The organism is uncultured Maribacter sp., assembly GCF_963977385.1.
In the GTDB taxonomy this organism is placed as follows: Bacteria; Bacteroidota; Bacteroidia; order Flavobacteriales; family Flavobacteriaceae; genus Maribacter.
This window is the reverse complement of the sequence record NZ_CAXBOU010000012.1, coordinates 129,945-155,633: the sequence shown is the minus strand read 5'-3', so window position 1 is coordinate 155,633 and position 25,689 is coordinate 129,945. Positions and strand designations below refer to the sequence as shown.

Genomic DNA, 25,689 nt, shown 5'->3' with positions numbered 1-25,689 from the left:
ATGACCCGAACAATGAGGATCAGACGGTATCTGCGGGAACAGGAATAAGTGTAGTCCAGGCAGGCGATGATTTTGCAGTGACCAATACGGCCCCGGACCAGACGGTAGCGATAGCCGATGGCGGAAGCGGGAATGTAACGGTAGGCGGAACATACCCTAACTTTACGATCGATGTACCAGATGCAACGGTTGATACTGATGAGCAAGACCTTTCAAGTACGATATTGACAGCGAATGAAAGTGTGCGCATCAATATTACTAATGGAAACAGTACAACATTGGATATTCGTGATGCTGATTCTAGTATTACCAATGAAATTCAAGTATTAGGAAGGACAGGTACAAATATTACTCTGACAAATGGAGGAGGTTCGGTTTCGATAGCTGATAATGACAACAATTCAAGTAATGAAATACAGACAATAACATCAACTGACGGTTCAGTTACAATCACACCAAGTGGAATCAATTATAATCTTTCAGTAGCTTCTGCAGATGAGACTGTTGTAACAGCCGGAACGGATATTAGTGTAACAGGCGATGGTACTGCAGCAACTCCATATGTGATTGCGAATACTAGACCAGATATATTTTATCCACCTTCAATTGAGGTAGATGTTGCAACTACAGGTACTGGTAGAACTATTGATTTACATGCAGAGTATCTTGATCAATATGGTACACCAGATGTAGTAAGTGCAGGAGCACCAGCAGCGATTCCAACGTATGCTCCTGCAGACCTATATTATTATGTAACGCATTATGATACCTCGGTATTTGCAAATGTTAGCGTTGATGCCAATGGTGAAATGACATATGATGTGATTGCTACACCAACTGATTATAATACATTAATCAATGTAGTTTTCGTAGCAAAATAATTTTACATAAACCGACCCAAATTAACTTGAAAAAAATTCAAATATATAAAACTATATTTCTCAGTATCGTTACTACGGTGCTGGGAATTATGGTATCAAATGCCCAATTTTTATTACAGGCACCAACTGATAGTGACCAAAATAATTTTCGTTGGTACGAGGCATCAAATACAGCAACTGTTCTTGGAACAGATTCTTTTTATGAGGTAACCCAACCAGGTATTTATTTTGCTACCTATGATGGTACTTTATGTGGGTCGAATGCAACAGGTTATTTTATTGTAACAGATTGTAATAATCCGAATAATGAAGTAACGATGGATGTTACTTCTAATGTACCAAGTACTGCCACGGTAAGTTGGAATCCTCCAATAACAGGTAATCAGTTAAGACCAATGGTAATCGCGACAGATGCGGTTGTAAAATATACAGCGCTGGTTAATAAAGCAGGTAATACTTTTAGTCTGCCTAATTTTACGGTAGTTTGTTTACCTGAGGCAGCTGATTTGGAAGATGATTTAGTAACTACTGATGAAGAAGTTTCTGTTATCGTTGATATTTATACAAATGATGCAGATTTACCTAATATAGGAGCGTTAACAACTACCAATCCTTCAAACGGAACGGTTACTATTGATGACGGTGGTACGCCAAATGATCCTTTAGATGATATTGTCAATTATTCTCCGGATGTAGATTTTAACGGTACGGACAGTTTTGATTATACCATTTGTAATAGTTATGGCGATTGTAGTACGGCTACGGTTACTATCGAAGTATTACCAATATTAGATACTAATGATGACTCTATAGCAATAGATATAAATGAAATTAGAACTATTGATACCTGGCAAGTAAATGATAATGATTTACCAACTATCGGAACCTTTAGTGTAACGCAACCTTCAAATGGTTCGGTAACGGTAGATGATAACGGCACGCCTAATAATCCATTAGACGATATCCCTACTTATTTTCCAAATAACAACTACTTAGGTACAGATGCTTTTGATTATACAGTTTGTGATGCCATAGGTAATTGCAGCACGTCAACTATTACTATTTTAATTAATCCGCTAGGGGTTGACATGGATAGTGATGATGATGGTATTGTCGATAGTTTTGAAGATTTAAATTTAGACGGTGATAATGATCCATCTACAGATCCTACAGATTCGGATGGCGACGGATTTCCAGATTATTTAGATATTGATAGTGATGGCGATGGTATACCAGATAATGTTGAAGCACAAGCTACAGCAGAATATATTATTCCGTCAGGAATAGATGTGAATATGAATGGTTTAGATGATGCCTATGAGGCAAACGGTTTAATGGGTATTTTTCCAGTAGATACCGATGGTGACAATCTACCAGATTATTTAGATGAGGATAGTGATGACGATAATATTCTTGATGAAATTGAAGGTCATGATTACGATCATGATGGTATTGCAGATGTAGTAAGAATAGGTTCAGATAAAGATAATGATGGTCTAGATGACGGTTTTGAAGGTTCAATATCTGTAGATGTAGATGTCAATGATGAAATAGACAACCCATATGAGTACTTACCAAATACAGATGGGGATGAGGAATCTGATTATAGAGATACAGACGATGACGACGATGGTATAGAAACGATTGACGAAGACGTAAATCTCAATGGTAATTACATTGATGATGACTCAGATGACGATGGTATACCAAACTACTTAGATTCAGATTTAGGCCAGTTAGAAGAAGAAATTGAAGTTTTCAACGTTATTACACCTAACGGTGATGGTATTCATGATGAATTAAGAATATCTGGCTTACAAAATTATCCTAACAATACCCTGAAAATCTATAATAGATGGGGTGTGTCGGTTTATATGACTAGAGCGTATAATACAGAAGGTAATGTTTTTGACGGCACATCTGAAGGAAGGGTAACAGTCGATGTTGATAGTAAACTACCGGTAGGTACGTATTTTTATATTCTTGATTATGAATTACCGAATGGGGAAACGAAATCACTTTCTGGTTACATATATATAAATAGATAAGAAGAATGTTGAAAAAATATATAGCCATGAAAAAAATGAATATAATGAGGCAGGTTGTCATTTTAGCGGCATTATGTTTTGGTATATTTTCTTATGGCCAGCAAGATGCACAATATACCCAGTATATGTATAATACGGTTAGTGTAAATCCTGGTTATGCTGGTTCAAGAGGGCATATGAGTATTGCTGCGTTACATCGTTCTCAATGGATGGGTTTAGATGGTGCACCTACAACGCAAACTGTTAATGTTCATTCACCAATTGGGTATAGGGGAGTGGGTTTAGGTTTTTCAATAGTAAATGATAAAATAGGACCTACCTCAGAAACCAATTTTGATGTAGATTTTTCATATACAGTGTGGACCTCGACGGAAGGTAGGTTAAGTTTTGGACTTAAAGCCAGTGCTAATTTACTTGACATAAGGTTTTCAGAATTAAATCAATATACAACAGATCCTACTTTACAACAGGATATTGATAATAGGCTTTCACCCAATATTGGTGCAGGCGTGTATTATCATACCAATAAATTCTATCTTGGTTTATCGGTTCCACGTTTTTTAGAAACCACGCATTTTCAAGAGACTAATTTGTCAACAGCAAAAGAACAAATGAATCTTTATCTTATAACAGGTTATGTTTGGGATTTGAATGAATTTGTAAAATTTAAACCAACATTACTAACTAAAGTAGTTCAGGGAGCACCCTTGCAAGTAGATTTATCAGCGAATTTCATGCTAAATGATAAGTTTATTCTTGGAGCAGCTTACCGATGGGACGCGGCAATTAGTGGTATGGCTGGGTTTAATGTATCCAATAAGTTTTTAATAGGTATTGCCTATGATAAAGAAACAACAGAGTTGGGCAATGCAGCATTTAATGATGGCTCTTTCGAAGTGATTTTTAGATATGACTTTATATCTACTAAAAACAACTTGAAATCTCCTCGATTCTTCTAGACTATTTCTATTAACGTATTATTATATGTTCTACTTTTCGTAAAATAAGTTAAACGCCTTATTTTTACCTAATGAAGGAAGAAGAAGTAATTCTTGTAAATCACGAAAATGAACAAATTGGTACTATGCCTAAGATGGAAGCTCATGAAAAAGCTTTACTGCATAGAGCATTCTCGGTTTTTATTATAAATAATGAGGGTGCAATAATGTTGCAACAACGTGCAGCGTCAAAATATCATTCTCCGTTATTATGGACTAATACATGTTGTAGTCACCAAAGGGTAGGGGAATCTAATATAGAAGCAGGCAAGCGAAGACTTCAAGAAGAAATGGGTTTTCAGGCAGAATTAAAAGAGCTATTTTCCTTTATATATAAAGCGCCGTTTGACAATGGTTTAACCGAGCATGAATACGATCATGTCATGATAGGTAGTTTTAATTCTGAGCCTAAAATAAACCCGGAAGAAGTAGAAGCTTGGAAATGGATGTCTCCTGAACTTGTAAAGAACGATATTGCGGATAATCCCGAGGAGTACACCGTATGGTTCAAAATTATTTTTGAAAAATTCTACCAACATTTATTTAATACATCAGAGAACAATGAAGGTTAAGGTAAGTAGGAAAGCGCATTTTAATGCGGCTCATCGATTATATAACAAGTATTGGGATGATACTAAGAATACCGAAATTTTTGGTAAATGCAATAATCCAAATTTTCATGGTCACAACTACGAGTTAATTGTGAGTGTGACAGGAGAGATAGATACAGAAACTGGTTTTGTTATGGATATGAAGGTGTTAAAAGATTTGATCAAACTAGAGATTGAAGATTATCTTGACCATAAAAACTTAAATATTGAAGTAGAAGAGTTTAAAAGTTTAAACCCAACTGCCGAGAATATAGCGGTGATTATTTGGAAAAGATTGAGACCTCATATTTTAACTTCTAACGATTTAGAAATTATTCTTTATGAAACGCCTAGAAATTTTGTAACATTTTCTGGTTAACATTTTTACCTATATCGAAAGATTTTTTTGTTTAACGTTATTAAAGTAAATTTTTTTACAATATAAATAATTTAGATTATGACCTTATATCCGCTAAAATTCAGACCAATTCTAAAAGAAAGACTCTGGGGTGGTACAAAGCTTAAAGACGTTTTAGGTAAACCAATTGAAAGTGAAATTACCGGCGAAAGTTGGGAACTTTCTACAGTTAAAGGCGATATATCAGTAATTGCAAATGGCAGTTTAGAAGGTAAATCGCTTCAAAGCTTAATTGAATCTAATGGTGATGAACTATTGGGGGAAAGTGTTGTAGAAAGGTTTGGAAAGGAATTCCCCATACTAATAAAATTCATTGATGCTAAGCAAGATTTATCTATTCAATTACACCCTAATGATGAGTTGGCAAAAGAGCGTCATAATTCTTTTGGTAAGACTGAAATGTGGTATATCATGGATGCTGACCCTAAAGCAGAATTAATTGTCGGGTTCAATAAAGATGTTACGAAAGAAGAATATGCTGAAAGTATTGATAATGATACCCTACTGGATCTTCTTAATTATGAACAAGTTAAAGAAGGAGATACCTTTTTTATTAATACGGGTAAAATTCACGCAATCGGTGCAGGGGTAATGTTGGCGGAGATTCAACAAACTTCAGATGTAACTTATCGTGTATTTGATTTTAACCGAAAAGACAAAGAGGGTAATCTACGGGAATTGCATACAGAGTTAGCTCTCGATGCGGTAGATTATGAAAAGAAAGATGATTTTAAGGTTACTTACAACCAAGACACAAATAAAGTTAATGAAATGGTTGATTGCCCTTATTTCAAAACAAATTTTATTCAATTAACGGAAAATATTGAGTTAGACACTACAAAACGGGACTCATTTACCATATATATGTGCGTTGGTGGTGAAACAATTATAAAAACATCGGATGGTGAGGTATCGATAAAGAAAGGTGAAACTGCCTTATTACCTGCCATTACGAAGAAAATTTGGTTACAATCGTCAGGAGCTAAACTCTTAGAAGTTACTATTTAAAAGGTAATTGACTATTCAGCAACTCAAATATTGTATTTTTGCAAAAAAAATAATTAGTAATGGCAAGTATAAAAGATTTAAAAAAAGATATTAATAATGTTCTTGGTGACATTATCGAGGGTGTTTATATAGTAGATGCTGCAAACGGAAAGAACAACTCAAAAGAAGGTTCGGCTATTATAGATGAAGCTATTTCAAATTTTGATGACCTTATAGCTAAGGTAAACGAAAGCAAAGTTGAAAATAAGAAAGCACATTTCAATGAAGTAAGAAATGATTTAGAAACGAAAGCGAACAAATTAGTAGAAAAACTAAACGAGTTAGCATAGTTCTAAACAACTATATTTTATAAAAAAAGCATCCTATTTCTAGGATGCTTTTTTATTTTAATGATTTTGGTTGAGTTTTATTATTTCTTTTTCAAAAATATTGCTAATTCCTCACCGTATTTTGAATTAGCTACTTCTGGTGAGAGAGTATCATAGATAGAATCTAAATATTTAATGTTGGCATCTGGTATTTCTTTTAAAGCAATATATGGTGCTATAAAAGAATTTTTATTGTTAAGCGCAAAGTTGATAGCATAGGCATAACCTCTTTGTAGATTTCTATTGCTAATATTTTCTAATGAATCAATACTTATTTGAGATAACTGATTTTCTGGTTGTGCCGCTTTCATCATAATTTCAATATTTCTTTTATTGATGCTAGACATTGTCTTTCTATATTCCTCCAGTTTTTCATGACTTTTAGAGCCTGAAATTTTAGCGGTAGTATCAAAAGTATTCCAATCTGTATTTATGGTAATAGTACCAGGTTCAGCAAAAAAGGTGATTCGATCATTGATGTCATTATTATCCTTCTTATTTAAATATAGATAATACAATTCCGGACTTACTAATTTGGTCTTGAAAGAAAAATTACCATCTCCATTTATTGCTAAGGAATCAACAGTAATTAAAACAGAGTCGGGTACGTGCTGTAAATAAAGCATACCTTTTTTTAATCCTTTAATTTTACCGGTCACAATTAAGGTTTCCTCTGGGTTACCGCCACATGAACTTAATACTAGTATTGAAACTAAAACAATTATTAATTTTTTCATTCGTATAATTTAGGCCGCAAATATCTGTAAATTTTAATAGATAAGTGTAGCGACGATAGATTTGTTATTAAAAAAGTAGCTATTATAATTTTGATGCGACCTCCATTAAATAGGCGCAAAGTAAAGCTCCACCAGTACCTACAACATAACCTAATACAGCTAATAAAACACCAACAGAAGTCAAGGATGGATGAAACTCAGCTGCGACTACAGGGGCAGATGCCGCACCGCCAACATTAGCTTGGCTTCCAACTGCTAAAAAGAAGTAGGGTGCTTTAATTAATTTAGCAACCAAAATCATAAGTAAGGCATGGATGGTTATCCAAATAAAGCCAACGGCAATTAACCCCGGGTTCTCTAATACTTTTCCTAAATCCATTTTCATGCCTATGGTAGCGACCAAAATATAAATGAACATACCGCCAATTTTACTAGCGCCTGCACCTTCATAGTTTTTTGCTTTCGTAAAAGATAGAGCAATGCCTAAACCGGTAGCTATAACCACCATCCAAAAGAAACCTGAACCTAAGAAAGAAAGAAAGCTTTTTTGGTTACTTACGGCATCAAAATTATTAGTTAAGTATGTACTAATTTCATCTCCAAAAAAATGAGCGAGTCCGACCGTAGTAAATGCTAAGGACAGCATAATCATATAATCATTTAGTGTTGGTACACGCGTAATTTTTTCAGTAAAAGCAGTTACTTTTATTCTTAAGGTTTCGATGGCAGAGGTATCTGCTTTTAACCATTTGTCAATTTGTTTTGTTTTCCCAACGCCTAATAACACTATGGCCATCCAAACATTAGCGACAACTATATCTATCAAGACCATGCCACCATACTTTTCTGGATTGTATTGAAATATTTCGAGCATAGCTGCTTGGTTAGCCCCGCCACCGATCCAGCTACCGGCGATAGTAGAAAGACCTCTCCAAATAGCGTCGAAATCATTTCCACCTACAGTATCAGGAGAAAATATGGAAACAATTAGTATGGCAATAGGTCCACCGATAATAATACCGACACTACCCGTCAAAAACATTATAATTGCTTTTGAACCTAAATTAGATATTGCCTTAATATCTATACTTAAAGTCATTAGAACCAAAGCAGCTGGCAGTAAATATCTACTTGCCATAAAATATAAATTAGAAATTTCATCTGAAATTATACCTGTACTTGTAAGAATAGCGGGTAATAAATAACACATGAGTACTGCGGGTACTATAGAATAAAATTTACTCCAAAAACCAGTTTTAAGACTTGAAGTATAAAAAATGAAACCTAAACAAAGTGCTAGTAATCCAAAGACTACGGTATCATTGGCAATTATAGGTTGAGTTAGTAGGTAATGCATATATATTTTGGTGAGTTGCTATTTTCAAATATAGTTAAATAACCAAGTGTTCCTTTATAAAATGAGCTACACCGTCTTCAGTATTCTTTAAGGTAACATGGTTCGAAATTGCTTTAACTTCTTCTCTTGCATTAGCAACTGCTACACCACAGCCAACATTTTCTAGCATTTCTACATCATTATAGTTGTCACCAAAAGCAATAATGTCCTCTAATGAATCATTGCTGTTCATCAATAATTTTATGGCCGAAAGTTTTGAAACAGATTTTGGAGCAATTTCGATTAGAGTATCGTTAGAGCGATAAAGATTTAGCTGATTGATAAATTTTTCTTTAAGCAGTGGCATTAGTGTATCTGCACTTTCTTTAGTGCACATTAACATGATTTTATGTGCCCCAATTTTTCTTTGTTCCCAATTCGACAAAGTAATTAACGTTGATTGAAAAGTGGGAGTAGATTTTGTGTATTTGATTTCTTTTTCAACCCTGATGGAAGTTAGAGGAACATACCATTCATTGGCGTAATAAAGCCCTAAATCAACTTCTAAATTAGTACAGAGACTATAGATTTCTTTTAATAAATTAACAGGAATAACTACGGATGTCAATTCTTGTTGCCCAGATAGTACAAGTGCACCATTATAGCATATTATCGGCTGATTTGATATACCTATGCTTTCTTGAATATATCGCATTCCACTTGGCATTCTGGCTGAAACCAAAATTATTCTTGTATGATTCTTAATCTTACTAATTTGTTCGATAGCAAATTTTGAAACATCACTTTTAGAGGAAAGTAATGTTCCGTCTAAATCGGAACATAATATTTTATATTTCATATTAGATATTTAGCCAGTAGGTGAATTTAAGATTTATCGACCTATATTTTGGCACGAAAGAATTCACGAAGTAGTTGTCATTATATACTATGAACAAATCGGATAATGGAGCGAACCGCCATTGAAGCCTTGAGTTAAAACCAAGATTATCTCGTTGATTACTATATTGAACCAAAGTTGACCAAAAAATTGATTTACTGAAGGTCACATCTATTTTCGGACTTATTAGCCAAATGTCTGCACTAGAATATGGTGCGGGTAACGATATTTTATCATAATTCATGGCTAAGGATAGAAATACCTTTGGTTGAAACCTTAAAAATAGTTCACCTTCTATTGAATATCGGTTTCCATTAAAAAAACTTCCCATAGTTGGTTGAATAGCGTAGGCAAACCTTTTTCTACTATCTGATTTATATTCTAATGATACACTATTGTAATGATATCCTATTTCGCCAGGTAATGGTATGGCATCATCTGTATCGGTTGGGTCGAACTCATCAAAAAGATACGTGTAGACATTTCCGTATTCAATGTTTATTTCTGATTGGTCTGTGAATTTTGATTCCCATGAACCCATTAACTCATAATCCGTATTCAAGAAATTATTATCAGGACTCCATGTTAACACTGGAAAAAACTTAAAACTATGGGTTTGTAAGGCACTATCTTCAGGCCAAAAAATACGCTCGAACATAGTCGCTGTTTTAAAAATATCTGTTCTTCGAATAAAGCCAAGGTCTGATCTAAAATCTTCACCTATATAAACAACATCTTCAAAGAAGTTCCAATTTCTAGAATTGTATTGCAGAAAAGCACCTGAAGAAAGGTCTTTACTACCAGAATTATGTGCAAAAGATTTATGAAGATAGAATTTACCGTTCCAAGTATTATTATCTGAAATAAGGTTGTAGTCAACCCCTGCAACTCTATTATACCGGTCTTCTGGGTCTTGAAAATCATAATCCTTAAAGGTTTGTCTATTGATAAAGAACATACCAATATTTGAACGCCCAAAAACAGACTGCTGTAGGGCGAACATTGTGTTGTTGTTAGAAGCAATGTTCTCATCTAAATCTTCCCCAGTTTGTAGATTTAAGAACCCTAACCTTAGGCTTTTGGTTACTTTACCACTTAAACGTACACCACCAATAATTTTGTTTTCTATTGCATTGTCGGCAGTATCTTTAGCTATTCCTATTCTTCTTGAGAAAAACGGATTCGCATCTCTACCACCGCCAAAGCTGCCAAAAAGGTCACTATTGTCTATGAAGAATTGTCTTTTTTCGGGTAACGAAACCTCAAAACGTGTAAGATTTGTTACCTGATTATCTACTTCTACTTGTGAAAAATCTGGGTTTACGGTAATATCCAAATTCATACTATTGCCGATAGCGATTTTTGCATCACCACCAAATTCAATATTTGTGTTAGGGTCATCTAGTTCAAAATCTTTTTGGCTAATCATGTTAACATAAGGAATGACGGCTAGGGGAGTTCTATATTTTCCTAATGGTTTTTCGAAAACCATATCACCCATAAAGGTTAGACCATAAATATTCTGATTTTGAGGAATATTCATCCAAGTACTATTCTCGTTAGATTGGGTGTCGAATCTGTAGCTGTTAAATCTCCACTTTGTTTCACCTTCTTTAAACTTGAATGCTGTTAATGGGATTACCATTTCAGCAGTATAATAACCATCATATATTTTTGAATCACCTCTCCATTTTACATCCCATGAAATTGTAAATCCATTTAAGTTTAATCCCCCACCGGAAACTAGACCCTCACGTCTAACCCCATAAGGGTTAATACCGAATAGAAAGGCATTGTTACCATCATTAAAAGTATCAAAAAGTAGGGTAATGTTATCGCTATTGCCTGCTCTAAAATCTCTTTTTAGGGACTGTATGGCATAATCACTACCAGCTGTATACACTGTGATACCAACATAAAGGTTGTTATCATCATAGAGCATTTTAATATCGGTTTGTTTGCTAGACTGAACAGAGTCTAAAGGGAAATACTGCCAGAACTCATTTGCACTATCTGCGGTTTTCCAATTCGGTTCATCGAGAATACCATCGGGTTCAATTACAGTACTAATTTGTTTTACGATAAAAGATTTATTGGTGTTTTGGGCGTTTAGGTGAAAACAAAAAAGAATAAGCACAAGCGTACTTAAGTATTTGGTCATAGTTTGCTAGTTGACCAAATTTAAGATTTTGTTTTGTTAAATAAATGCTAAACTCATTTAGGTTTATTTTGTTTAGGCTCCCTTTTAGCTTCTTTTAAGCTTTTCATAAGCAGCCACTCAATTTGCCCATTGGTACTACGAAACTCATCTGCAGCCCATTTTTCAATAGCCTGCAGCATTTCTTCATTTACCCGCAATGCAAAAGGTTTTTTCTTACTCATTTAGAAATTAAATGTATTAGTTGATTGACTTAGATACATCAATACCCGAGATATTATAAATTAATGGTTCAAAGTTCCTGCGTTTACAATAGGTGACACATCCTTATCTGAACAAAGTACAACCATAAGATTGCTAACCATGGCAGATTTTCGTTCATCGTCCAAAGCCACCAAATCTTTTTTACTCAACTCTTCTAAAGCCATTTCTACCATGCTAACAGCCCCTTGAACTATTTTATGCCTTGCAGCAACTATGGCTGTAGCTTGTTGTCTTTTCAACATTGCATTTGCAATTTCTTGGGCGTAAGCTAAGTATCCAATACGCGCTTCGAGTACTTCTATGCCAGCCATAGAAAGGCGTTCTTGAACTTCTTGCTCGAGTGCTTCACTTACTTCGTTAACACTAGACCTTAAGGTAATATCTTCATCAAGACCTTCATCAGCAAAATTATCATAAGGGTACATGCTCGCTAACTTACGTACTGCTGCATCTGTTTGTACTCTTACAAAATTTTGATAATCATCTACATCAAAAGCAGCTTTGTAAGTATTGGTCACGCGCCAAACTAAAATGGTACTGATCATTATAGGGTTTCCTAGTTTATCATTAACCTTTAATCGTTCGCTATCAAAATTACTGGCCCTTAAAGAAATTCGTTTTTTAGTATATAAAGGATTTACCCAGAAGAGTCCATTTTCTTTAATTGTACCAACATATTTACCGAATAAAAGTAAAACTCTTGAGCTATTTGGGTTTACAAGAACAAAACCTGCGCACATGATTAATGCTGCAAATATCATAAATGCACCAACGTAAATTCTTAGAAGTGCAATTCCTCCAATTACTAGAGCTAAAACAACAAAAAGCATTACATAGCCATTCTGTGCATTGTGGGTTTTTTCTACTTTCATAATTTATGATATTAAAATGATATCATAAATATATCAAAATATTTTGTAAAAAGTTTATTTATCTTGCTAATTTGTAAAATAGGTGTTACCCATTAAACTTTTTAGTTTTTTTCTTATTAGGGTTTTTGAATAATCGTTTGAGAAATCCATCACGTTTTACAGGATCGCAATTCAAAGCATCTAAAACTTCAGCTGAAGGTTTTGGGAAACTAGCTTTGGTAAACTTGTTAAAATCTTTATTCTGATTTAGTTCTTTCATCCAAAGTCCGAATAAAGGTAGTGCTGCATTAGCGCCTTGACCTATGCTAGTGTTACTGAAACCGATTTCATGTTGGTCAAGACCTACCCATGTTAAATGAACAAGGTTAGGAGTTAGTGCTACAAACCACGCATCTTTATTGTTTTGAGTGGTACCCGTTTTACCGGCCATGTCGTTCTTGAGTCCGTACGTGGTTCGTAATCTAGCAGCAGTACCCGAGTTAACGGTAGACTTCATCATTTCTAGCATAATTTGTCCAGTTTCTTCAGAAAATGCCGCTTTACTGCTTAATTCTGATTTAAATTCAGCTATAACTGAATCTTTATTATTTGTAATTAGCTTAATCAAGTTTGGTTTAATGTGTTTACCATTATTTGCAAAGCTTGTATAAGCTTGTGCTAATTCTATGATTTTAATTTCTCCAGTACCTAAAGCTATAGAAGCTTCATTTGGTAGTTTTTCGGAAATTCCCATATTCTTAGCCATGTTCAAGACATTACCAATACCAGCCTTCTCTAAAACTTTTACTGCGATGGTGTTGATTGAATTACTCAAGCCTTCTTCCATCGAATAATTAAGGTAGGCTTCATCTTTTTTACCAGAATTACTTGGCGACCATCCTTTTAAATTATCATATTCTATCTCTTCAGCAGAGAAATAGGTACAAGGAGTAACGCCTTGTTCTAATGCAGTAGTATATACTATAGGTTTAAAAGTAGATCCCACTTGGCGCTTACTTTGCGAAATATGATCGTATTTGTACTGCTTAAAATTAATGCCACCAATCCAAACCAAAATATCTCCATTGTTCGGGTCAACTGTTAAAGAGCCAGTATTTAAAAATTTAGTGTAGTGCTGAATACTATCCATTGTACTTGCTGTCACTTCTTTATCACCTTGCCAATCGATAAAATTTCTTTTTCGATTATCCTTAGAGAGACTATCTATGATTTGTTCGTGAGATAACCCTGTTTTTTGCAATTTTTTATAGGTTGAGGTTTTTTTTACGATTTTTTGCATTAGTTTTTTGTCTTTAAGCCATGGCGCATTTTTACCGTAGCTTTTTTCAAAGTCAATCTGCAGCTTAGTCATGTGTTTCGCCATAACATCTTCAGCCAATTTCTGCATCTTAAAATTTAAGGTAGTATAGATTTTAAGTCCAGACGTGTAGATATTGTAATCAGAACCATCAGTATTCTTATCAGCTATCCACCGTAACATTTCTTTACGTACTTCTTCCCTAAAATAGGGGGCAATACCTGCATTATAATCAAACTCACGATAATCAAGCTGTAGTTCTTCTTGAGTAAACTGATATACTTGCTCTTCTGAAATATAGTTATTGCTATACATTGCTTGTAAAACCAAATTACGTCTGCTAAGACTTCTTTCGGGATATAATCTTGGGTTGTAACCATAGGTAGCTTTTAACATACCTACTAAGGTAGCTGCCTGTGCCGCTGTTATGTCTTTGGTACGCGAGTTGTAAAATTTTAATGCGGCACTTTCAATACCGAAAGTGTTATCACCAAAAGAAACTGTGTTGAGGTAATTTGTCAGTATTTCATCTTTGGTGAAAATTTTCTCCAACCTTTTAGCGATAATCATTTCTTTGACCTTATCGATTACAATGTTGGTTTTATTTCGCTCTCTTCTAGGATAAAGATTTTTAGCCAGTTGTTGTGTTAATGTACTTCCTCCGCCAGAGGAATCATCGCCCATAAGTATAGTTTTGAAACCTACTCGAATGAGACTTTTAAAATCTATACCCGAGTGGTCATAAAAACGTTCATCTTCAATAGATATCAAAGCCAGTTTTAGGTGCTCAGGAAAATCTTCGAAGGTTACAGGTTGTCGGTCATATAGATAATACTTGCCAATGAGCACACTATCAGCAGTAAATACCTCTGATGCAATTTGATATTGAAAATTGGAAAGTTCCTTTTTAGAAGGAATTTTTCCCCAAAGTCCCAAGTTAATACTACCGACGAAAAGGATAAAAAGAGCAAATAGGCCTATAGTTACTAAACCAATGACCTTTAAAATAGAAAATTTTCGTTTTGATGACTTGGCTCTCTTTTTCCTCATACGTGCAAGTTCTAACATAAATTTAACCTTACCGAAGTTTTAACAATACCTTAAAATATGAAATCCTATTTTTGGGCAAAATTTTAAAGATGAAGAATATTTTTGTTTTGTTATTTCTAGTAACGAACCTCACTTTTGCAAATGATATGGTTTGGTCTAAGACGGGTCATAGAGTTGTTGGTGAAGTTGCTGAGCAACATCTAAGTAAAAAAGCAAAGCGTGCTATCGCAGATTTGTTAGATGGTAAGAGTTTAGCGGCTGTGGCTAATTTTGGTGATGAAATAAAAGCTGACCGTGCCTACAGTAAATTCAGTGCTTGGCATTACGTAAATATTCCTTTCAACAAAACCTATGCTGAAATAGAACCAAATGAGTATGGAGATTTAGTAACAGGTATAAATACCTGTATAGACATTATTAAAGATGAATCTAGTAGCAGAGAGGATAAAGCCTTTTATTTGAAGTTTTTGGTACATCTTATCGGTGACCTTCATCAACCAATGCATGTTGGTAGAATAGAGGACAAGGGTGGTAATGATATACAATTGCAATGGTTTGGCGATGGTACTAATTTGCATAGAGTGTGGGATTCAAATATGATTACAGACAATGGTATGAGTTTCTCTGAACTTGCTCTTGAGTATCCAGAAATGTCAAAACAACAAGTTAATTATATACAGAATGGAAGCTTGTTAGATTGGGTAGAGGAGTCTCATCAACTGGCAGAAAAGGTATATGACTCTGTACAACCTGGTCAGAAATTAGGGTATAGGTATAGTTATGACTGGTGGGATACCGTTGCAGAGCAATTACAAAAAGGAGGCATTCGTCTCGCAGCAGTTTTAAATGAAACGTTTAAATAAGTTTGAGTAACAACTTATCTTTTTGAGATTATGTTGCCGCTAATACTTCGTTGTCTAGAACATCTAAAACGGTCAATATCATCAGTTCGTAATTTGGCATGTTTGGTAGCACGACCTTGAATTCGTTTACGCCACATTCGAAAACTACTAGGTTTCATTTCGCGGCGCATTACCGCGATAGTTTCTTGTTCAGTAATTCCGAATTGGAAAGTAATTGCTTCAAAAGGTGTGCGATCTTCCCAAGCCATTTCAATAATGCGGTCTAATTCTCTTTCAGTAAATTCTTTTATCATAGCATTGTAAAGATACTAAGCAGCTATTATATAATAAGGACGCACATCTATTAAATAATGCATCTATACAAAGACTATATAGTTAAATAGAACTTCCGTGTGGTAATAATTATCACCATACGGAAGTTTGATTTTTTTTTATACTACATAAGGTATACACTTTATACTAATACCGCTTTAAGTTCATTTCGGTATTCCGACGGATTTTGCCCCGTAAAAGCTTTGAATGATTTATTGAAGTGAGAAAAATTATTGAACCCACATTCAAAACAAACTTCAGTAATACTCATAGGTTTTTCTGCTAATAATTTAGAAGCATGAACTAGGCGATATTCGTTAACGAACTGTATAAATGTTTTATTCGTTATTTTTTTAAAGTATCTACAGAACGATGGTATGGTCATACTTACCATAGAAGATATTTCTTCTAGAGTCAGTTCTTCTTTAAAATTATTCTTAACGTGATTGAATACTATATTAATACGGTCATTATCCTTAACATCGGTAGTAAATGAAAATCCTTCCGCATTCAACAAACGCATTTCTTCTGAATTCCCTAATTCATTTAATATATTAAGTATGGATAGTAGTCTTTGAAAATCGGTCTGATATTCTAACACCTCCATTTTATCTCCTATTTTTCGTTTTGTTTTTCCTGAGAAGGCAATTCCGCCACTGGCACTATTAAACAAGCTTTCGATTTTCTTCATTTCCGGTAGTTTAAAGAAATCGGGTCCTAAGAAATCTAGCTTCATCTGCACAACCGTTTCACTTGTATTACCAGTAAGGGCATCTGTAAAACCACAATGTGGTAGATTACTACCTATTAGTATAAGGTCGCCATTAGTATAATAGGATACATGACTACCAATTTGTCTCTTGCCTGAACCGCCGTTTACATATACTAGTTCAAGTTCGGGATGGTAATGCCATAGATTGTTTTTATTCAATTTATGCTCATCAAATCTCTGATATGTAAACGAATGACCAAAATCTGGTTCAATGGCTTCGAAGGTAGGTTTCTGTTTAAACATGCTATTTTATGTTTAATAGTGTAAAATTAAATAACCTTTATAAGGTAGGTCTTTGCAAAATTAACTTAAATGTGTGTAATCTTATCTTATGTAGTGTTAAGGTTACGTAAAGTGGTTAATATAGCACATAAATAGGAAAAATATGATGTAGTGAGAGCTGAATAACGACTGTATGTTTGCAGTGTAAATTATCATTAACCCTTAAAATAATTTATTATGAAAAACCTAGTAAAATTCACAACAGTAGTAGCCTTTATGTTCGCTACAGTAGCAGGCATGGCAAGAGAGCCAAAATTGAACTTATTATCAGCTGGTAAAGCCAAAAGTGTGGTTTTAACTATGGATGCTTCTTCTAAAGGTGTACAGGTAAAGTTAATGGATGCAGACTTGAATGTTATTTATTCTGAAAATATGTCTGAAGGTCATTTTAGCAAGAAATTAAATCTTAAAGATTTGACTAATGGTATCTATTTTCTTTCAGCAGATGATAACTTAAAAAACTATTCATATACAATTGTTTTAAATGACAATACAGTGAATATCGTTGATGCTGCTGAAGATGTTAAACCTTTCTTTAGAAAGACTAACAATATGATCTTTATGAACTACCTAAACTTAGATAAAACTAAGTTGTCTATAAAAATTTTCGATGCCGAAAGTAGAACGGTATTTACACAAGAGGTAACAGATGAAATGATTGTTGAAAAAGCATTCAATTTCGCAGATGCTTTCCCTGGTACATATACTGTTACTGTTAAATCTGCAGGAAAAACATATACAGAAGAGTTTGTTGTTAATTAAGTTGATTTAAGTTGATTTCATTAAAAGGGGACGGGAGCGTCCCCTTTTTATTTGTTTAAACTTTTAAGTAATAGAAAGCCCAGTACATTAGTGCAAACTGCAAGGGTAATCTTAATAAAAGTATCCATTTCGGAAAACCAGCACCAGCCTTTTTGCTTGACAGCATGTAAAAATGCACTAATAAGAAAACTGCTAACATCGCAATTATCCCATATATAGCAATTTCTTTAGTTGGATTAAAAAATAGACCAATTCCTAGTATTATTTCTGCTAATCCACTTAAGTAAACCAATGGTTTGTGAAAAGGTAGATATCGAGGCATAATTCTTAAATATACCTTTGGCTTAATAAAATGCATGATACCCGCAATAATATATATTGCGCCCATTAAATATAAATGCCAATGATTTGTCATAAGTAGAATACGGTAGATTATTAATTATGACTTTGTATTTGTGTTGATCCAATTCATCATTTTATCTTCTAAAATTGCTAAGGGAACACAACCAGCTTCAAGAACTTTTTCATGAAATAGTTTTATATCGAAATCCTTACCAAAATTAGCTTCCGCTTTAGACCGAAGCTCCATAATTTTTAGTTGTCCTATTTTATATGATAATGCTTGACCAGGGTTTGCCATGTACCGCTCAATTTCTGCGGTAATGCCAGCTTCTGATTCTGCTTCATTGTCTAAAGAATATTGAATAGCTTGCTCTCTTGTCCATCCTTTAGAATGTAAACCAGTATCTACAACCAAACGAACTGCTCTATGCATTTCAGCACCCAACATGCCAAAATATTGATATGGGTCATTGTATAATCCTAGCTCTTTCCCTAACGATTCTGTATATAAAGCCCAGCCTTCACCATAGGCACTATACCATAATGTTTTTCTGAATTGTGGTAAATCATCGTTTTCTTGGGTCAATGAAATTTGAAAATGATGGCCAGGTATAGCTTCATGTAAAAATAAATCTTCATCAGAATAGGTGTTGTACGATGTTACATCGGGTATAGGAACATAGAAGATGCCAGGTCTTGTACCATCTAAAGAACCAGGGTTGTATTCTGCACTTGCCGAGGCTTCTCTAAATGCTTCTGTGCGCCGAACTTCAAAAGGAGTTTTAGGCTGCTTGCTGAATAAAGCATTTATTTTAGGAATCATTTTTTGGTGAATATCATTAAAGTTGTCTACAACCTGTTGAGGGTCAGTAAAAGGCATTAATTCTTTTTTAGTACGAACCTCATTGAAAAATTCTTTTAAATTACCCGTGAAACCAACTTCTTTCTTGACTTTTTCCATTTCAGAACTGATTCTGGTTACTTCTTTTAATCCTATCTCATGAATTTCTGAAGCAGTTAATGTTGTTGTGGTATATAATTTTATTTGATGGGCATAATAAGCATCACCATTAGGCATGCCTTGTATTCCGCTAGACTCACGACCAGCATTCATATATTCGTTAGCCATAAAATCATGAAGCTCTTTGTAGGTAGGTATGATTTTATTGGTGATTAATAACGCATAATTTGAAGTCAATCTTGCTTTTTCAGACTCAGTAAATTCGTTAGGAAATTTTTGAATGGGCGAGTAAAACAAATTAGATTCTAATTCGGTATCTGCAACGCTTGCCAATTGAGGTAACACCTTCTTAATTAACGATTTTGGTAATACATTTTTCACCTTGATACCAGCTTCCATTTGTGATTTTGCAGATTTTAACCATACCACATAATCATCTAAACGCTTTAGCCAATTATCGTAATCTTCTACAGTTTTAAAAGGTTGGGCACTACTACCACCAGCCAATTGACCTATCATTAAATTCATTGACCACATTTGGTCGATAGGTGTATAGTTTTCAAATGCTAGACCTTCTAAATTAATTTCACATTCCCATTTTAAAATGGCATTAGACATTTTTTCACTTTTCGAAAGTTGGGATTTTTCAAACTTTTTCGATTTTTCTAAATAACTGGAGTAATAGTTTTTTAATTCTTTTTTATAATCGGCCGAAAGAAAATTCGGTAATGTGTCATTATACCTATAATCACCTTGTGAGGTAGCACTTAAAGGGTTTAGCTTTAGTCCGTCTTCGTAATAGTGTGCTAATAAAGTAATGAAACCAACATTGTGCACTGTTGAGTTCGTCGTTATTTCTTTATTGTTATTTATTTGTGCTTCAGTATTTAGCCCAGTAATTAAGGCTAATATAATTAGTGATTTTTTCATTAATGCGAGTTGTTATTAATTTAAGATAGGTATTTCTTGAATCTGTCTTTTTTATATTGTGGTACAGAATCATTCGTCATAAATAAGGAAAGGAGATCTTTAGATTTTTCTTTGGAGAACATTAGTTCGTAAAATTGTTGTGTCGTGAGCGAATTTTTAGACTGCTCTATTAAAACCATATTGTCACCCGCGTTCACATGACCTTCTTCAAGTAATTTTACATAGGTGCCAGGGTGATTATGAGTTATGAATTCTTTGAGGATATTTTGTGTACCGAAGCGTATTCCTAATTTGTAACAAGGCTCTCGTGGTTGAGAAACTTGAACTATAGCATTTCCAATTTTGTAAATATCACCTACACGAACTTCACATTCATCAAGACCTTCAACGGTTAAATTTTCGCCGAACATACCCCAGTCCCATTTTAATTCTGGGTATAATTTTTTCCAATAAGAATAGTAATCTGAAGAGAATAGATAACATGCTTTATTGATTCCGCCATGGTGAACACGGTCAATAATGGTGTCATCTTTAACATCGTTTTGCCTCAAAAATAATCCTTTTGAAGTGGGATATTTAAATATACCAGTCTGCTCTTTTGCACCGTTCCATTCAAATGTTACCGGGTCGCCTATGTTAGTAGAAATTACCTTCATATGGTGAAGATAAAAAAAAGCACTAGTATTTTTAGTAAATCGGTTAGTGAATCTTTAGTTGACTTCCTTCGTATAGAAGGAGTTTTTTTCAGTCTATTAGAATATATTTTTTGATTTTTAATAAGCAATTAATTACTATAGAAAAAGACGGTCAAGACGCAAACTATTATAAGAGTTGGTCAGTTTGCTCCGCCGAGATAAAAGAATCAACAGGCTAGTTTCAATGTTAAAGTAACGTGTGATAAATAGTTATATAGAAGATATTAGTCTTTATAATGTCATTTTGCTGTAAATTTAATATATAAATTATAAAATGATAATTTTTAGTACTTGTTAGTTGTGTTTTCGTAATCTGTCTTATGGCATTTTTCTATATTTACTGTTGATGGCATTTTTAACATTTATACTTTTTACAGGCTTTGTTGCTTTTTATGCAACTTGGAAATTGCGTAAAGATAGACTTGACACCCAAGATGGTTATTTCTTAGGGGGAAGGTCATTAACGGGTATCGTTATTGCTGGTTCGCTTTTGTTAACCAATATATCTACAGAACATTTAGTAGGCATGAATGGTTCTGCCTATAAAAATGGAGCCATAATTATTGCTTGGGAAGTAACCTCTGCTCTGGCATTGGTTGTAGGGGCATTATATTTTGCACCTAAATATCTGAAAATGGGATTAACCACTATACCTGAATATTTAGAAAAACGTTTTGATGGATTAACCCGAACACTAGTAGCATTACTTTTAATAATATCGTTCGTAGCGACACTATTACCAATTGTACTTTATACTGGTGCCCTGAATATTGAGGCGATTTTTGAGATTTCTAATTTATTAGACGTTAGCCAAGACCAAGGCATATTTATTACAATACTAGTTGTGGGTGTTTTAGGGGCAACATATGCCATATTTGGCGGATTAAAAATGGTTGCCTATACCGATACTATAAACGGATTCGGACTCTTGGTTGCGGGTTTGTTAGTACCAATATTGGCACTATTGAGCATAGGGGATGGAAATCTATATAGTGGATTAGAACAAGTATTTGATAATAGTCCAGAAAAGTTTAATGTAATTAGTAAAGAAGCGGGTGTAGGAGAGGGGGCTCGTACAGCAATTTTGCCGTTTGAGGTATTATTTACAGGTTTGATGGTTAATCAGTTATATTTTTGGACCATGCATCAATCTATTATTCAACGGGTTTTGGGTGCTGTGAATTTAAAGGAAGCACAAAAAGGATTGTTGTTTACAGGACTTTTAAAGATATTAGTGCCGCTTATTATTGTCTTACCAGGTTTAATAGCATTTTATTATTTCGGAGAAACATACTATGATAATCAAGATAGTATTTACCCACTATTGGTGAAAAAAGTTATGCCTCTATGGTTAACGGGTTTCTTTGTAGCTGTAATGATGGGGGCTATTTTAAGTACTTTTAACAGTGCTCTAAATAGTGCAGCGACCGTTTTTAGTTTAGGTATATTCAAACGTTATATAAATAAGAACATTAGAGAAGTTAATTTGGTTAGAATAGGGAAATTGACATCAGCTATTCTTGCCATTTTTGCTATTGCTATTGCACCATTTGTTGCCAATGCGCCAGAAGGTCTTTATCAACTTTTACAAGAATTGAATGGAATTTTCTTTATACCTATAGCAAGTGTAATAATTGCGGGGTTCTTATTTCCAAGGGTTACCGCTACCGGTGCTAAAATAGGGTTGTTATTTGGATTGCTATTTTATGTAATAATGAATTTCGTATTTAAAGTTGATCTCCATTTTGTACATATTTGGGGGTTGGAGTTCGTTCTAAATATTATAGTCATGCATTTGGCTTCTTTATTGTTCTCAAAAGAAGAGAAATTTGAAATGAAAGACTCGGGAATTCTAGATTTGAAACCTTGGAAATATGCTAAACCATTTAGCTTATTCTTAATTTTGTTTACAGTGGTTTTATATATTTTTCTAGGGAATGTGTAAATTTATCTAACAATTAATCTCTAACTCATGGAAGAAAAAGTTTTTAGGGACTATGATGCGCCAGATGTATCAGTAGCGGTAAAAGAGCATTATCGTAAAATGAGGAAAAATCAAACGGTAGATTATGTGCAGCATATGCATACTAAATATCTAAAGTTTGACAAACCTATGGGTCTTTGGGAAGCCATGCGACATTTAAATAGTCTTATAGATGTCAGTGACCCAGATATTAATTTACCGAACATTCAGCATTTAATACAAAGTGCTGAAGCTATACGCAAAGATGACAGACCCGATTGGATGCAATTGACAGGTTTAATTCATGATTTGGGAAAAGTAATGTTTTTAAAAGGTTCTGATGAAGATGGTACAAGCCAAGCTGAACAGTGGGGTATGGTTGGTGATGTTTTTGTTGTAGGCTGTGCATTACCAGATACCTGTGTCTATCCTGAATTCAATAATCTTAATGTTGATATGCAGAATGAAAATTACAATACTCCAACAGGAATTTATGAAAAGGGCTGTGGTATTGATAATGTAGATTTAGCATGGGGCCATGATGAATATTTGTATCAGGTGTTAAACAATCATAAAACAAATACATTACCAGAAGAGGCTATGGTGATGATACGTTATCATTCCTTTTATCCTTGGCATACAGGCGGCAGTTATAAAGAACTTTTAAGTGATAAAGATGCTAGTTATTTAGAATTGATTAAAGATTTTAATAAATATGACCTTTATACAAAAAGTCAAAAAATCTATGATTTAGAAGATGTGTTAGATTACTATCAGCCTATTGCAGAGAAGTATTTGGGTACAGAACCTATCTATTGGTAGTTGATAATGTTTACATATAAAAAAGCCACTACGTTTTTGTAGTGGCTTTTTTAAACTTATGAATGTTTGAGATTATTTCACCATCTCATAACTACGTTTAATAAACTCTGTCAAATCTTTACCTTTAAGTAAACCTTTAGATAGCTTGGCCAAGTCAAGTGATTGATTGATCAATCGTTCTTTTTTCTTAGCTGTTTTGATAGTTAATATTTCACCAACTAAGGCATTGTTAGTATTTACAATAAGGTTGTACATTTCTGGCATAGCACCCATGCCGAACATACCACCACCGCCACCAGTCTGTTGCATCTCTTTCATACGACGCATAAACTCAGGCTCTGTAATGGTAAATGGTGATGCTTCACTATCCATAGCTTCTAATTGAACCGTATAGCTGCTTTTTTCACCAATTACTTTTTCCAATTCGGTTTTTAAAGTTTCCTTTTCCTCATCAGACAATTTAGAAATTTGTGTCTCCTCTTTCTGAATCAATTTATCGATATGATCAGCATCAACACGAGCAAAAGAAATATTTTCTTTAGAACTCTCTAATTTTTGTATTAAGTGACCAATAATAGGAGAGTCTAATAATAATACTTCATACCCTTTAGCTTTAGCAGTTTCAATATAACTGTGTTGAGCCTCTCTATCAGATGCGTAAAGTATAACCAACTTATTATCCTTATCTGTCTGAGTATCCTTTATTTTTTCTTGTAATTCCTCAAAAGTGTAGTATGCGCCATCTACCGTTGGGTAAAGAGCAAACTTATCTGCTTTTTCAAAGAACTTGTCTTCTGAAAGCATACCATATTCAATCACAATTTTAATATCGTTCCATTTTGCTTCAAATTCTTCACGATTGTTCTTGAAAAGTGAATTCATTTTGTCGGCCACTTTTCTAGTGATATATGAAGAGATTTTCTTCACGGCACCATCTGCCTGCAAATAAGAACGAGAAACGTTCAACGGAATATCTGGAGAATCGATAACACCACGTAGCATGGTTAAAAATTCAGGTACAATACCTTCAACATTATCCGTTACAAAAACCTGATTTTGATATAATTGAATTCTATCTTTCTGTTGGTTTAAATCATTCGAAAGTTTTGGGAAGTAAAGAATTCCTGTAAGGTTGAAAGGATAATCAACATTTAAATGAATATGGAATAAAGGTTCCTCGAACTGCATAGGGTATAATTCCCTATAGAAACTTTTGTAATCCTGATCGTTTAAATCAGCAGGCTGTTTTGTCCATGCCGGATTAGGATTATTGATAATATTATCAACCTCAACAGTCGGTGCTGGATCTTCTTCTTTAGCACCTTCTGGTTTAGGTAACGTTTCCGTTTTCATTCCGAATTTAATCGGAATAGGCATAAACTTATTATACTTACTTAATAAGCTGGAGATTTTACCATCTTCTAAGAACTCAGTAGAATCGTCTGCAATGTGAAGTATAATCTCTGTACCACGAGTATCTTTTTGAGCCTCTTCCATTATAAATTCAGGAGAGCCATCACAAGACCATTGCACAGCTGGCTCGTCTTTATAACTTTTAGTTATAATTTCTACCTTTTCAGCAACCATAAAGGCAGAATAGAAACCTAAACCGAAATGGCCAATGATTCCTGAATCCTTTGCAGAATCTTCATATTTATTCAAAAACTCTTCTGCTCCAGAAAAAGCTACTTCATTAATATATTTTTTTACTTCCTCTTCGGTCATACCAAGGCCTTGGTCAATAATGTGAAGTTTTTTACCTTCTTTATCAATCTTAACCTCTATGACAGGATTACCGTATTCAACCTTGGCTTCGCCAATAGTGGTTAAATGTTTCATTTTTAAAGTTGCATCAGTAGCATTTGAAATTAATTCTCGAAGAAAAATTTCATGATCACTGTACAAGAACTTCTTGATAAGTGGAAAAATATTGTCTACCGACACATTAATTTTACCTGTTGCCATATGTTATATTTTTATGTCACAATTATAGTGACAATTACTATTTATAATTGTTTGATAGTGTGGAGTCAAAAAAAATACCACAATAGAAAATTATGAC

23 protein-coding genes and 1 pseudogene are annotated in these 25,689 nt (G+C 34.1%); 11 read left to right on the top strand and 13 right to left on the bottom strand.

Annotated elements, in window-relative coordinates:
• The 7 genes and pseudogenes from AAC084_RS13660 to AAC084_RS13630 form a co-directional block, all read left to right on the top strand.
• Positions 1-881, top strand: a pseudogene (locus tag AAC084_RS13660) (hypothetical protein); the annotation flags it as partial.
• A 26-nt stretch (positions 882-907) separates the two neighbouring features.
• A complete protein-coding gene (locus AAC084_RS13655) occupies positions 908-2,929 on the top strand; it encodes a gliding motility-associated C-terminal domain-containing protein (protein WP_339840764.1) in 2,022 nt (673 codons plus the stop codon).
• Between the two features lie 44 nt (positions 2,930-2,973).
• Entirely contained in the window at positions 2,974-3,888 is a 915-nt protein-coding gene (locus tag AAC084_RS13650) for a type IX secretion system membrane protein PorP/SprF (RefSeq protein WP_339840771.1), read from the top strand.
• A gap of 71 nt (positions 3,889-3,959) precedes the next feature.
• The gene (idi, locus tag AAC084_RS13645) at positions 3,960-4,499 is read left to right on the top strand and encodes an isopentenyl-diphosphate Delta-isomerase (protein ID WP_339840763.1); all 540 of its coding nucleotides are present in this window, start codon (positions 3,960-3,962) and stop codon (positions 4,497-4,499) included.
• On the top strand, positions 4,489-4,896 hold the full coding sequence (locus AAC084_RS13640) for a 6-carboxytetrahydropterin synthase (RefSeq protein ID WP_339840762.1): 408 nt from the start codon (positions 4,489-4,491) through the stop codon (positions 4,894-4,896). Before idi ends, AAC084_RS13640 begins: the two co-directional genes overlap by 11 nt.
• Before the next feature lie 78 nt (positions 4,897-4,974).
• Positions 4,975-5,943, top strand: coding sequence for a type I phosphomannose isomerase catalytic subunit (locus AAC084_RS13635; protein WP_339840761.1), 969 nt, complete (start codon positions 4,975-4,977; stop codon positions 5,941-5,943).
• A gap of 59 nt (positions 5,944-6,002) precedes the next feature.
• Positions 6,003-6,272: a hypothetical protein gene (locus tag AAC084_RS13630; protein ID WP_339840760.1), complete on the top strand. Its 270-nt coding sequence runs from the start codon at positions 6,003-6,005 to the stop codon at positions 6,270-6,272.
• Between the two features lie 80 nt (positions 6,273-6,352).
• On the opposite strand, the gene AAC084_RS13625 is transcribed toward AAC084_RS13630, so the two are convergent.
• From AAC084_RS13625 to AAC084_RS13595, 7 genes are all read right to left on the bottom strand, one after another.
• Positions 6,353-7,048: a DUF4369 domain-containing protein gene (locus tag AAC084_RS13625; RefSeq protein WP_339840759.1), complete on the bottom strand. Its 696-nt coding sequence runs from the start codon at positions 7,046-7,048 to the stop codon at positions 6,353-6,355.
• 82 nt (positions 7,049-7,130) lie between these two features.
• Positions 7,131-8,405 (bottom strand): DUF819 family protein, encoded by a 1,275-nt coding sequence (locus AAC084_RS13620; protein WP_339840758.1) that lies wholly within the window; start codon positions 8,403-8,405, stop codon positions 7,131-7,133.
• Positions 8,406-8,439: 34 nt separating this feature from the next.
• Positions 8,440-9,243, bottom strand: coding sequence for a Cof-type HAD-IIB family hydrolase (locus AAC084_RS13615; RefSeq protein ID WP_339840757.1), 804 nt, complete (start codon positions 9,241-9,243; stop codon positions 8,440-8,442).
• Position 9,244: 1 nt separating this feature from the next.
• Positions 9,245-11,443 (bottom strand): DUF5916 domain-containing protein, encoded by a 2,199-nt coding sequence (locus AAC084_RS13610; protein WP_339840756.1) that lies wholly within the window; start codon positions 11,441-11,443, stop codon positions 9,245-9,247.
• A gap of 53 nt (positions 11,444-11,496) precedes the next feature.
• On the bottom strand, positions 11,497-11,664 hold the full coding sequence (locus AAC084_RS13605) for an Arc family DNA-binding protein (RefSeq protein ID WP_339840755.1): 168 nt from the start codon (positions 11,662-11,664) through the stop codon (positions 11,497-11,499).
• Between the two features lie 60 nt (positions 11,665-11,724).
• Positions 11,725-12,576, bottom strand: a complete 852-nt coding sequence (locus tag AAC084_RS13600; RefSeq protein ID WP_339840754.1) for an SPFH domain-containing protein — start codon at positions 12,574-12,576, stop codon at positions 11,725-11,727.
• A gap of 85 nt (positions 12,577-12,661) precedes the next feature.
• On the bottom strand, positions 12,662-14,923 hold the full coding sequence (locus tag AAC084_RS13595) for a transglycosylase domain-containing protein (RefSeq protein ID WP_339840753.1): 2,262 nt from the start codon (positions 14,921-14,923) through the stop codon (positions 12,662-12,664).
• Positions 14,924-15,012: 89 nt separating this feature from the next.
• Between AAC084_RS13595 and AAC084_RS13590 the strand changes: the two genes are divergently transcribed.
• Entirely contained in the window at positions 15,013-15,786 is a 774-nt protein-coding gene (locus AAC084_RS13590; protein ID WP_339840752.1) for a S1/P1 nuclease, read from the top strand.
• A 14-nt stretch (positions 15,787-15,800) separates the two neighbouring features.
• Here the strand turns inward: AAC084_RS13590 and AAC084_RS13585 are convergent, their stop codons facing one another.
• Both AAC084_RS13585 and AAC084_RS13580 read right to left on the bottom strand, forming a co-directional pair.
• Positions 15,801-16,079 carry a TIGR03643 family protein gene (locus tag AAC084_RS13585; RefSeq protein ID WP_339840751.1) on the bottom strand — a complete coding sequence of 93 codons (279 nt, stop codon included), beginning with the start codon at positions 16,077-16,079 and terminating at the stop codon, positions 15,801-15,803.
• 161 nt (positions 16,080-16,240) lie between these two features.
• Positions 16,241-17,113: an AraC family transcriptional regulator gene (locus tag AAC084_RS13580; RefSeq protein WP_339840750.1), complete on the bottom strand. Its 873-nt coding sequence runs from the start codon at positions 17,111-17,113 to the stop codon at positions 16,241-16,243.
• 216 nt (positions 17,114-17,329) lie between these two features.
• Between AAC084_RS13580 and AAC084_RS13575 the strand changes: the two genes are divergently transcribed.
• Complete coding sequence (locus AAC084_RS13575; protein ID WP_339840749.1) at positions 17,330-17,914, top strand: hypothetical protein; 585 nt, start codon at positions 17,330-17,332, stop codon at positions 17,912-17,914.
• Between the two features lie 55 nt (positions 17,915-17,969).
• Here AAC084_RS13575 and AAC084_RS13570 read toward each other — a convergent pair whose 3' ends face one another.
• The 3 genes from AAC084_RS13570 to AAC084_RS13560 are packed head-to-tail and all read right to left on the bottom strand — an operon-like array spanning position 17,970 to position 20,803.
• The gene (locus AAC084_RS13570; protein WP_339840748.1) at positions 17,970-18,329 is read right to left on the bottom strand and encodes a MauE/DoxX family redox-associated membrane protein; all 360 of its coding nucleotides are present in this window, start codon (positions 18,327-18,329) and stop codon (positions 17,970-17,972) included.
• Between the two features lie 24 nt (positions 18,330-18,353).
• On the bottom strand, positions 18,354-20,147 hold the full coding sequence (locus tag AAC084_RS13565; RefSeq protein WP_339840747.1) for a DUF885 domain-containing protein: 1,794 nt from the start codon (positions 20,145-20,147) through the stop codon (positions 18,354-18,356).
• Between the two features lie 20 nt (positions 20,148-20,167).
• The gene (locus tag AAC084_RS13560) at positions 20,168-20,803 is read right to left on the bottom strand and encodes an MOSC domain-containing protein (protein ID WP_339840746.1); all 636 of its coding nucleotides are present in this window, start codon (positions 20,801-20,803) and stop codon (positions 20,168-20,170) included.
• Between the two features lie 385 nt (positions 20,804-21,188).
• Here AAC084_RS13560 and AAC084_RS13555 point away from each other — a divergent pair, with 385 nt between their 5' ends.
• Complete coding sequence (locus tag AAC084_RS13555; protein ID WP_339840745.1) at positions 21,189-22,787, top strand: solute:sodium symporter family transporter; 1,599 nt, start codon at positions 21,189-21,191, stop codon at positions 22,785-22,787.
• A 27-nt stretch (positions 22,788-22,814) separates the two neighbouring features.
• Entirely contained in the window at positions 22,815-23,627 is an 813-nt protein-coding gene (locus tag AAC084_RS13550) for an inositol oxygenase family protein (protein WP_339840744.1), read from the top strand.
• Positions 23,628-23,699: 72 nt separating this feature from the next.
• Here AAC084_RS13550 and htpG read toward each other — a convergent pair whose 3' ends face one another.
• Entirely contained in the window at positions 23,700-25,592 is a 1,893-nt protein-coding gene (gene htpG / locus AAC084_RS13545; RefSeq protein WP_339840743.1) for a molecular chaperone HtpG, read from the bottom strand.
• Between the last annotated feature and the right edge of the window lie 97 nt (positions 25,593-25,689).